This window comes from Streptomyces sp. NPDC047072 (assembly GCF_040643855.1).
Lineage (GTDB): Bacteria > Actinomycetota > Actinomycetes > Streptomycetales > Streptomycetaceae > Streptomyces.
Window position 1 is genome coordinate 25,132 of the sequence record NZ_JBEYVC010000111.1, and the last position, 9,622, is coordinate 34,753.

General features: G+C 68.0%; 12 protein-coding genes, 1 tRNA gene and 2 pseudogenes. 6 read left to right on the forward strand and 9 right to left on the reverse strand.

What is annotated here, in order from left to right; all coding sequences use genetic code 11:
• Positions 1-46: 46 nt before the first annotated feature.
• Both ABZ896_RS34850 and ABZ896_RS34855 read right to left on the reverse strand, forming a co-directional pair.
• Entirely contained in the window at positions 47-982 is a 936-nt protein-coding gene (locus tag ABZ896_RS34850) for a hypothetical protein (RefSeq protein ID WP_360937910.1), read from the reverse strand.
• The gene (locus ABZ896_RS34855) at positions 979-1,200 is read right to left on the reverse strand and encodes a hypothetical protein (protein ID WP_360937913.1); all 222 of its coding nucleotides are present in this window, start codon (positions 1,198-1,200) and stop codon (positions 979-981) included. Before ABZ896_RS34855 ends, ABZ896_RS34850 begins: the two co-directional genes overlap by 4 nt.
• Positions 1,201-1,307: 107 nt before the next feature.
• Here ABZ896_RS34855 and ABZ896_RS34860 point away from each other — a divergent pair, with 107 nt between their 5' ends.
• Both ABZ896_RS34860 and ABZ896_RS34865 read left to right on the forward strand, forming a co-directional pair.
• A complete protein-coding gene (locus ABZ896_RS34860) occupies positions 1,308-2,582 on the forward strand; it encodes a VCBS repeat-containing protein (protein ID WP_360937916.1) in 1,275 nt (424 codons plus the stop codon).
• A 47-nt stretch (positions 2,583-2,629) separates the two neighbouring features.
• The gene (locus ABZ896_RS34865) at positions 2,630-3,619 is read left to right on the forward strand and encodes a YIP1 family protein (RefSeq protein WP_360937919.1); all 990 of its coding nucleotides are present in this window, start codon (positions 2,630-2,632) and stop codon (positions 3,617-3,619) included.
• 16 nt (positions 3,620-3,635) lie between these two features.
• On the opposite strand, the pseudogene ABZ896_RS34870 reads toward ABZ896_RS34865, so the two are convergent.
• Positions 3,636-3,939, reverse strand: a pseudogene (locus ABZ896_RS34870) (antibiotic biosynthesis monooxygenase).
• Positions 3,940-4,016: 77 nt separating this feature from the next.
• Here ABZ896_RS34870 and ABZ896_RS34875 point away from each other — a divergent pair.
• Both ABZ896_RS34875 and ABZ896_RS34880 read left to right on the forward strand, forming a co-directional pair.
• Positions 4,017-4,289 (forward strand): annotated as a pseudogene (locus ABZ896_RS34875) (UTRA domain-containing protein); the annotation flags it as partial.
• Positions 4,290-4,302: 13 nt separating this feature from the next.
• Positions 4,303-4,815 carry a GNAT family N-acetyltransferase gene (locus ABZ896_RS34880; protein WP_360937922.1) on the forward strand — a complete coding sequence of 171 codons (513 nt, stop codon included), beginning with the start codon at positions 4,303-4,305 and terminating at the stop codon, positions 4,813-4,815.
• Positions 4,816-5,391: 576 nt separating this feature from the next.
• Here ABZ896_RS34880 and ABZ896_RS34885 read toward each other — a convergent pair.
• Positions 5,392-5,805 carry a hypothetical protein gene (locus ABZ896_RS34885; RefSeq protein ID WP_360937925.1) on the reverse strand — a complete coding sequence of 138 codons (414 nt, stop codon included), beginning with the start codon at positions 5,803-5,805 and terminating at the stop codon, positions 5,392-5,394.
• A 207-nt stretch (positions 5,806-6,012) separates the two neighbouring features.
• Here ABZ896_RS34885 and ABZ896_RS34890 point away from each other — a divergent pair, with 207 nt between their 5' ends.
• Positions 6,013-6,537: a hypothetical protein gene (locus tag ABZ896_RS34890; RefSeq protein WP_360937928.1), complete on the forward strand. Its 525-nt coding sequence runs from the start codon at positions 6,013-6,015 to the stop codon at positions 6,535-6,537.
• 219 nt (positions 6,538-6,756) lie between these two features.
• Here the strand turns inward: ABZ896_RS34890 and ABZ896_RS34895 are convergent, their stop codons facing one another.
• The 3 genes from ABZ896_RS34895 to ABZ896_RS34905 form a co-directional block, all read right to left on the reverse strand.
• Positions 6,757-7,272, reverse strand: coding sequence for a phosphoribosyltransferase (locus ABZ896_RS34895; RefSeq protein ID WP_360937931.1), 516 nt, complete (start codon positions 7,270-7,272; stop codon positions 6,757-6,759).
• Positions 7,269-7,844, reverse strand: a complete 576-nt coding sequence (gene dcd / locus ABZ896_RS34900; RefSeq protein ID WP_360937934.1) for a dCTP deaminase — start codon at positions 7,842-7,844, stop codon at positions 7,269-7,271. Before dcd ends, ABZ896_RS34895 begins: the two co-directional genes overlap by 4 nt.
• Positions 7,845-7,912: 68 nt before the next feature.
• Positions 7,913-8,101, reverse strand: coding sequence for a hypothetical protein (locus ABZ896_RS34905; RefSeq protein WP_360937937.1), 189 nt, complete (start codon positions 8,099-8,101; stop codon positions 7,913-7,915).
• 270 nt (positions 8,102-8,371) lie between these two features.
• Here ABZ896_RS34905 and ABZ896_RS34910 point away from each other — a divergent pair.
• Positions 8,372-8,445, forward strand: a tRNA-Gly gene (locus ABZ896_RS34910).
• Between the two features lie 59 nt (positions 8,446-8,504).
• On the opposite strand, the gene ABZ896_RS34915 is transcribed toward ABZ896_RS34910, so the two are convergent.
• Positions 8,505-8,843 (reverse strand): XRE family transcriptional regulator, encoded by a 339-nt coding sequence (locus tag ABZ896_RS34915; protein WP_360937940.1) that lies wholly within the window; start codon positions 8,841-8,843, stop codon positions 8,505-8,507.
• Positions 8,840-9,217, reverse strand: a complete 378-nt coding sequence (locus ABZ896_RS34920) for a type II toxin-antitoxin system RelE/ParE family toxin (RefSeq protein ID WP_360937943.1) — start codon at positions 9,215-9,217, stop codon at positions 8,840-8,842. Before ABZ896_RS34920 ends, ABZ896_RS34915 begins: the two co-directional genes overlap by 4 nt.
• Positions 9,218-9,622: the final 405 nt, after the last annotated feature.

Genomic DNA, 9,622 nt, shown 5'->3' on the forward strand with positions numbered 1-9,622 from the left:
CCGACGCCCCCGAGTCCCACCCGGACCCGGGGGCGTCGTCGTACCCTCAGCTCTCCCCGATGGTCCGCCCCGCCATGAACATGTACGTCAGCACCAGGATCCCGAAGCCGCCCACCCCGAGCAGCCCCTCGACGGGGCTCACCGGGTCGCCCGTCAGAAGCGGCCGCCAGCCGGCGAACACCGCGGTGACGAGGACGGCGTAAAACGTCTGGACCGGTGCGGACCAGGCCAGCTCCTGGAGAGCGCGCGGGCCCGCGGTGAACGTGAAGACCAGGGCGAAGAGGCCGATCGTGACCATGGCCAGGATGAACGCGACCAGCGCGTCCCGGCCGTTCGCCCCCTCCGGGAACGCCTCCCAGCGCCCCGCGGCGAGCGTCCGCAGGCTCTCGCGCTCATGGACATAGCCGCCGAGCTCCGGCGCCGAGGGTGCCCACAGCACCTCGACCTCGGTGCCGGTGCGCGGCCTGTCGTGGGTGTACGCGCGCGTGGCGAGCCGTTCGGGGCCGTCCGGTACGGCGACCACCAGACGGGACGTGTATCCCCGTACGACGTCCTCGCTCAGGTCCTCGCGGACGGCGCGCGGCGACTCCACCACCGTCGCCGTGCTCACCCGCGCGCCCGCGTCCCGCAGTTCGGCGACCCGCTCGTTCCCCATGCCGGCCGTCATCAGCCCGACGAAGAGGGCGCCACAGGCGAAGGTCAGCAGCAGCCAGAGAGCACCGGCGCGGGCCCGGACCCAGCCCACGGACTCGAAGGCACCGGAGGCTTTCTCCAGGTCCACGCGCGCGTGCCCGCGCCGCAAGCCCCACAGCGCCGCCGCCCGCACCACCGCGCACCCCGTCACGACCGCTCCGCCCACCAACGGCCCGGTCCACGGCCGGGGCGTGTACGCCACCCCCAGCAGCCACCAGCACGCCACCGCCGCGGCGAACCACCCCACCACTCCGCTCACGCGAACCGTCCAGACCAGCGTGGCCCTCATCGCAGACTCCCGATCGACGTGCCGACGTACACCGCCAGGAGGACGAAGGCGAACTGGGCCATACCGCCCGGCTCGCTGTCGGGGAAGGCATTCCAGCGCCCGGCGGCGACCGTCGGCAGATCGTCGTCCTCGTCGACAGCCAGGTGGCCGCGACCGCCGTGGCACCCCACGCCCCCCACCCCGCACCACCGCACCGCCCAGACCAGCGCGAACCGCACCCCTCGCCCGCCTCTCCCCCGTCACCGGCGTACACAGGACTGTCGCCGTTTGTCGAACAAGTGCATCATTGCGGGGGTCGTTGTCAATGATGCTGACGAGGTGAACGGTGCGCAGGCATGGCGGTGTTGTGTGTACGGCGGCCCTGTGCGCCTCCCTCCTCCTCGCCGCCTGCGGCCCCACCCAGCACACCGGCTCCGCCGCCCCCTCCCCCACCCAGGTCGCCCAACTCCCCGTCCCACGAGGCAAGGGCAGCAAGGTCCCCGACGACTTCAACGGAGACGGCCACCGCGACCTCGTCCTCGGTGACCTGGTCAAGGCGCAGGCGCACGCCGACGACGCCGGGATCGGGATCGTCTACGGCAGCGCGCGCGGACTCGTGCCGGGCGCACGGCAGTTGATCGCGCCGGGGAAACAGGGCGCCGCCACCGACGGCCAACTCCCCGCCGTCTTCGACCCGGAGACCACCTGCGACCTCGACCAGGACGGCTTCACCGACCTGTTGGTCTCCACCGACCCGCCCTACGACGGCCAGGGCCGGCCCCCGGTCCCGCTCCAGATCCTCTTCGGCTCGCCAACGGGCCTGACCGGCAAGGCCGTTCACCTCACCGTCCCGCCCGCCGCCCGGGACGGCAACGACTGGCCCGACCAGCCGGTGTGCGGCGACTTCGACGGCGACGGCGCCGAGGACCTGGTCCTGCACGCGACCGGCGGCCAACTCAGCTATCTGCGCGGCCCGTTCACCCGCAAGGGCGCCCCGCGCGCGGCCGGCGCCCCGGTCGCGTCGCCGGGCGAGGTCCCCACGGGCCCGGCGGCCGACGTGAACCGCGACGGGTACGACGACCTCGTGGTCCGTACGACGGAAGGCACGGGCACCTCCGCGGTGGTCCTGGGCGGCCCGCAGGGCCCCACCCGCACCGGAGCCGCCCTGCCGTCCGGCATCGATGTCGCCCTCGGCGCCTTCGGCAAGGGCAAGGCGCTGGACGCGGCGGTCGGGGCGATGGGAGGAACGTCTCTGCGCTACGACCTCCCGGCCGCGACGAAGGGCTCCCTCGACTCCGCGGGCTCCATGCTCGACGCCGCCGACTTCGACGGGGACGGCCTGGGCGAACTCGTCTCCAGCGGCTCGCGACTTCGGCTCTTCCACGGCCGTACGACAGGCCTGTCCACCAAGGACGTGGTGACCGTCGAGCCGGACGCCGTGGGCACCTCGCGGGTCGTCGGCGTGGGCGACTACGACGGCGACGGCCGGGCGGACCTCGCGGTACGGACGTACCGGGGTGAGACGAAGGACACGGTGACGGTGTATCCGGGGGCGAAGAAGGGGCTGGTGGCGGCCGAACCGGCGGTGACGTTCTCGACCTCGGCGTTCCTGACCTCCTGAAGCCGGTACGGCGTCCCCTAGGTAAGCCCTGGGTGCTCCCTTAGGGGATGTCACAGCTCGGCCGCAAAGCCGTCCGCGGATCGTCGGGCCGGGCACGTCGATCTCCGGGACCAGGTACGTTCGAAGACGTGGCTGGATTCAGGATCGGACGCGGCCGGGACAACGGCGCTCCTCACACGCGACCGCAACAACCTCCGTCGTACGGGCAGCAGGCGCCCCAGGGACCGTCGTACGGCTACCCGCCCGCGCCGCAGCCCCACCCGGGCCGGCAGCAGGCGCCGTACGCGACGGGTGGCAACGGCCAGTGGACGCAGGGCGGCCGCCACGAGGAGCCGGAGTACTTCGGCGACGGCGCACCCGCGCAGGGACCGTACGGCGACCCGGAGCCGTACGCGGCCAACAACCCGGGCCACACCCAGGCGTTCTCCGTCGGCGAGGACCCCTACACCCCGGGCGGCACCTACCGCGCGGGCTCGGCCCCGGCCGCTCCCGTCGGTCCGCGGCTGCACTGGAAGGAGCTGCTGAAGGGGATCGTGCTCTCCCCCAACCAGACCTTCCTGCGGATGCGCGACTACACGATGTGGGGCCCGGCCCTCGTCGTGACCTTCCTCTACGGCCTGCTCGCGGTCTTCGGCTTCGACGACGCCCGCAAGGACGCGATCAACGCCACGCTGTCGAACGCCGTCCCGATCGTCCTGACGACCGCCGTCGCCATGGTCCTGTCGGCGTTCGTGCTCGGTGTGGTCACCCACACGCTGGCCCGCCAGCTCGGCGGCGACGGCGCGTGGCAGCCCACGGTGGGCCTGTCGATGCTGATCATGTCCCTCACGGACGCGCCCCGCCTGGTCGTGGCGATGTTCCTCGGCGGGGACGCGTCCTTCGTCCAGCTCCTCGGCTGGGCGACCTGGGTGGCGGGCGGCGCCCTGCTGACCCTGATGGTCAAGGCCTCCCACGACCTGCCCTGGCCGAAGGCGCTCGGCGCGTCCGCGATCCAGCTGATCGCGCTGCTGTCGATCGTGAAGCTGGGGACGTTCTAGGACGCCCTAGGACGTTCTAGGGAGTTTCTTCTCGCTCGAAGGCGTTGCTGTGCTCCACCTTCGCGACATGCAACGTATAACGCTCGGGTGAGGCCCTCGGCGTGACGGAAGTAGCTGACGGTGATGCCCAGCCCGCCGGGCGTCTGCGCGTGATCCATCCCCAGGTACCCGGGGATGTCCTTCACCAGCTCCTCCATCCGCGCGTTGGTCTCGCTGTAGCCGCTCTGGTCCTGGCTCCGGATCGTGCTGAACACGGCGACGTAGTAGGGCGGTTCGAAGGCCTCGACGGGTGCGACAGCCGCTTCCGAGTGATCGCTCATGACGCCACGGCAGGGCGGCCCGCCCTCAGGCGTCGAGGACCTGGCCGGTGCGCTTGATCACGGGCGGCTCGACCGACCAGGGGACGATGCTCATGCAGCCCAAGACCGGGAAGGATGGCATCTACGGCCGTCTAGAGGAGTTGGGCCACGTCATGACCCGGGTCCGCGACGAGATCAGCGCGAGGATGCCCACACCTGAAGAGGCCGCGATCCTCGAACTCCTGCCTGGGGTGCCCGTCCTGGAAGTCCTGCACACGAGCTTGGACCAAGACGGAGTCCCCTTCGAGGTCTCGCGGTACGTACACCGGGCCGACCAGACCGGCTTGCTCTACGAACTACCAGTCGAGTGACGAGGAGCCGTACGTGAAGTCTGTGATCGTCCGCCCCTTCACGGAGAATGATCTGGCCAACGCCGCAGCGGCGTTGGTCGACGTGCACGCCACCGACGGGTACCCAGTCGAAGGAGTCGACCAGCCTGAAGCCTGGTTGCGCTCTGCCGACGTGATCGCCGCATGGGTGGGAGAGCTGGACGGAGCCGTAGTCGGCCACGTGGCGATCATGCGTCCGCACGGCGAGGACGCGGTCTCTCTCTGGATGCAGCAGAGCGGCGACAGGGAAGATCAGATAGCCATCCTGGCCAGGCTGTTCGTCGTCAAGCCAGCCAGGAAGCATGCGGTCGGCGAGCGCCTCATGCAGGCCGCCATGAGCCACGCCGAGGAGCACGGGCTTCGCCTTGTCCTGGACGTGATGACCAAGGACATCGCGGCCATGCGGCTCTACGAACGACTCGGATGGCGCGAGATCTGGCGAGCCCCCCACCACTACGGAAATGGCCAGAGCATCGACGCAGTGTGCTACGTCGCCCCACATCGCTGATCCCGGCGCGGTGGGAGTTTCCCTACTTCATCAAGGCTCGCTCCGCTCGCTCGGTCCGGCAGCCAGCGGCGCTTGCCGATCTTCGGGCCCGTAGCTCCGCCCAGGCGCATCAACAGACGCGTCGGCCCGCATGCCACCGCCACCACGATCCGACCTCAGGGATGGAAAGACCAACAGCAGCTAGACCCCTAACGCCCACGTCTCACAGGACACACGCGCACCCCTTTCCACCCGGTAGCCCACAAGGGGTCGAACAAGGGTCGAGGGCCGCGCCGCCTCCATGTCTCCGCCACCGGCCGCACGTCGCCGCCCGCCCGTCGCCACACGCAGCGGCCAAATCCAACACAGGCACGGGGGCGAACGGTGACCTTGACGGTGCAGGTCACAGACGCTTTGTGTTACCGATAGAGGCCGGATCGTGGTGGCGGTGGCATGCGGGCCGACGCTGCGTGATGCACGGGCGTTCACACGGTCCGCCGATCCCGCACCAGGCCACCGGCCGGACGGGCGAGCGCGGCCATCACGGGGAAGAAACCCGCGGGGGCTGGGGCGGTCGGCTCCGCGACTTTAGCGCGTCTAGAGCGGTCTCCCACGTGCGTCGCGCCGCCGAGGCACAGCGTCCTGCCCCAACCCAGTGGCTCCGAGAAGCCCGATGAAGACCGCTGGTGCTGCCAGCCACCACCAGGCCCCGCCACGAGCCACACAGCTCGCCAGCAGGAAGACGGAGACGGCAAGGAAGCCGATCGCCAAACAAGATCCCGCATACTCGCGAGTTCGCTGATCTTCATCCTCGACGATCTTGCGCACCGTGGCATCGATGTGCTTAGCGAGGAGCTCCTTCGCCTCACTGTCCTCGGGGAGCAGCCCCAACAATTCAACGTCCTGCTTAACGATCTCCCTGGTCATGGGGCGCTTGCGACGAGCCTGGAAGACGCCACCCACGATTGTGACTCCGGCCACAATGATCGGCGCCCAGTCTGCTAGCTTCAACGAGACTCCAGAGGCATGCAGGAGTGGTCAGGTCTACAGCATGCCCCACCCAGGCCCCTCACGTGCCCGACCAGGCAGTGACTACCGGGGAACAGCGGGGAGCCGCAGCGATCAACCCCGGGAGGGCACTACCTAGATCATCGGGATTTGGTCGCCCACTGGACAACTTCCCAGCGTGCATGCCTTGTTGGCGTCATACTGTCGATCATGAGTGGAGCGGACTGGGGGACTGTGCCTGCCTGGTTGAGTGCCGTACTCACCGGCGGATCACTTCTGTTGGGCTTCTACATCCTTTTACGTGATCGTCGAAAGGCGGAGCAAGCCGACGCTCTCAAAGTCATTTGCTGTAGGAACCGTGGAAATGACGGATACACGACGCACGTGCTGAATGCGTCAGACCGCACAGTTCACAACATCACGATGCATGGCTTGCTGCGTGGCAACCCAGGAGAAGGACACCGCCTCCTCTTCGAAGGGTTCGGAATGACTGGCACACTCCGGGCGGATGAGGAAAAGACCGTAGAAACGCCGCGTCGGACCGGCGACACGAAGGTCATCCCATGGGCAGTGAGCTTCACTGACTCAGACGGGGCCACATGGCTGCGTGACCTGACTACCGGCCGCCTTCACGAGTACGGCAGGTCTCGGCTCTTTGGCAAGTACGCCCTGATGAACTGGAGGGAGCGACGGTACAAGGCCCGAGCCATCCGGGAACTTAAGAGCACCTACTAGCTACGAGTATTCGCGGCTTGCGCATGCTGCTCAACGAGACCCCTGAGACTGTTCAACTCTGCCAGCTATAGCCGACCAGCCTCGGCCCTCACAAGTCGCCCCGACCAGCTCTATAGGCCTTCAGCAACTGCTCCGCCCGTACTTCGCATCGAGGGGGCCGGAGTCCCTCAGCGATCATCCGAGGGTTTCGAAGGTCCCGTGAGCACTCGTGCTTCCACGTCAGACCGCTTCCCGGTTCTCCTTGGGCGCCTCGCCAGACCTATGTACTGGAGGCAAAACGCTCCACGGGAAGTTGATCCAGTCGTCGGTGCGTTTCCAGACGTACTCGCACTTCACCAGGGACTGGGACTTCTCGTAGATGACGGCGCTGCGGACCTCGGCGACCGCGTCGACGCAGAAGTCGCGCACCAGCTTGAGCGTCTTGCCGGTGTCGGCGACGTCGTCGGTGATGAGGACCTTCTTGTCGGAGAAGTCGATCGCGTTGGGGACGGGGGCGAGCATGACCGGCATCTCCAGGGTCGTGCCGACGCCCGTGTAGAACTCCACGTTGACCAGGTGGATGTTCTTGCAGTCCAGCGCGTACGCGAGACCGCCGGCGACGAAGACCCCGCCGCGGGCGATGCTGAGCACGATGTCCGGCTCGTAGCCGTCGTCCGCGATGGTCTGCGCGAGCTCGCGCACGGCGGTGCCGAACGCCTCGTAGGTGAGGTTCTCCCGGGCGGCGGAGGCGCTCATACCTGCGTCCGGTGGAAGTTGAGGTAGGAGCGGGACGCGGTCGGGCCGCGCTGGCCCTGGTAGCGGGAGCCGTAGCGCTCACTGCCGTAGGGGAACTCGGCCGGCGAGGAGAGCCGGAACATGCACAGCTGGCCGATCTTCATGCCGGGCCAGAGCTTGATGGGGAGCGTGGCGAGGTTCGACAGCTCCAGGGTGACGTGGCCGCTGAAGCCGGGGTCGATGAAGCCGGCCGTGGAGTGCGTGACCAGCCCGAGGCGCCCCAGCGAGCTCTTGCCCTCCAGCCGGGAGGCGAGGTCGTCGGGGAGCGTGATGACCTCGTACGTCGAGGCGAGGACGAACTCCCCGGGGTGCAGGATGAACGGCTCGTCGCCCTCCGGCTCCACGAGCCGCGTCAGGTCGGACTGCTCGACGGAGGGGTCGATGTGGGGGTACCGGTGGTTCTCGAACACCCGGAAGAACCGGTCCAGTCGTACGTCGATGCTGGACGGCTGCACCATGGATTCGTCGTAGGGATCGATCCGTACCCGCCCGGCGTCGATCTCGGCCCGGATGTCCTTGTCTGAGAGAAGCACGCCCCGAGGATACGCAAGGCGCGCGGACCGACCACAATCGGACGGTCCGCGCGCCTGGTACCGAATCCTTACTGCTTCTCCAAGGACCGCTTCTCCACGGGCTGCTTCTCCAAGGTCACCGGAACGACGCTGCGAAGCCGGGCGCAACGAGGACACCGGACGAGCCGTCCGGGACCGAGTCGCTCGGCCTGCTGCATCGGGAACGAAGCGGTGCTGAACACGTGCCCATCGGCACAACGGACGACGGTGCGCTCCATCAAGTTCTGGAGTCCCTTCCCCAAGAGCCGCGTCTGGCTGCTACTTGCCTGACGACAAATGCCACGTTACGGGATGGAAGGGACGACTCTCCAGGCGGCACTCCGGCCCACCCGGACCCTCTCCCACACGTCCACCGTACGCCCCAACTCCCGTCCCCCGCAGCCCCGTCCCACCCCTCAAACGCAACCGGGCCCCACGGCTTCAGCGCCGGGGGCCGGGGATGGGGTAGGGTGACAGTGCGTCGACACCGGCACCGTCCGGCGTCACTCGCGGGTGTAGTTTAATGGTAGAACATCAGCTTCCCAAGCTGAGAGCGCGAGTTCGATTCTCGTCACCCGCTCCATGGAGAAGGCCCAGGTCCGCGACCTGGGCCTTGCTGGTTGACGAGAGCTTCGGCGCGCCTCAGGCGACGGTGTACTCCGCGTCCCCAAAATCTGCGACTACACGCAGTCGACCGCCGAGCGCCTCCACGTAGGCCCGGAGGGTCGCGACCTCCGCGCGATCCAGCTCACCGTGTTCGATGGCGGAGACCCGAGGTGCCGAAACCCCCATTGACGCGGCCACTTGGCGCTGAGTCAACGCCTGTTCACGCCTGACCTCCGCGAGTTTGTGAGCGCGCACTTCGGCGGTCAGCCGGTCCATGGCCGCTTGCTTCTCCTGAGGCGACCGCACCGGCAACCCAGAGGCCGCACGCCGCTCGCGCGCCTTGCGCTTGGTCTCCTCCCAGTTCACGGTGCTCATTCATACTCCCTAGTTTCAAGATCGGCCAGATGTGCCTGGTACCGCTCCTCAGCAAGCGGAATGTTGATGTCGTACCAGCGCTGCCAGTTTCCGGCTTTGTCGCCGGCCACCAGCAGTACTGCCCGGCGCACCGGATCGAAGGCGAAGAGGATGCGGATCTCACTGCTCCGGGATGATCCCGGCCTCAACTCTTTCAGGTGATGGTTCTCAGCACCCTTGATCCGATCCACCAGCGGACGGCCGAGCGTCGGGCCCGTTGCCGCCAACATGTCGATAGCGTCTTCTACCTGTTCAGAGCTGTCCCAGTCCTCTTCGGCCAGTGCCTCGAACCACGCCGCGACCTCCCCGACGAGAACCACTTCCCATTGAGCCACGGCCACAATGTTAATGCAAGTGTTAACCTCGCTGTGGTGGTCGACCTGCCGGGGCCTACGCTCGGAGAGCACGCCGGGCCAGCTCAGGCAGGACCTGCCGGTGATGTGGCCCGCCCGCGTAGATCACGAGGCGGAAGGCCCTCCCGGCGTTCACCCGGAGGGGGCAGGGACCGGTGTCGACGAGACCGGAGCGCGCCGAAGCCGTTCGGCGAGGTCAACGCCTGTAGCAGCCCAAAATGATCTCAGCTTCCCAAGCTGAGAGCGCGAGTTCGATTCTCGTCACCCGCTCCATGTGAAACCCCCGGGTCAGGGCGAATTCAAGGGTTCGTGGCAACACCGCTGATCATGCGGCTGTTGCGAGGAGCTTAGCGAGGCGCTCGGCTGGGGTTTCCCAGTCGAGCGTTT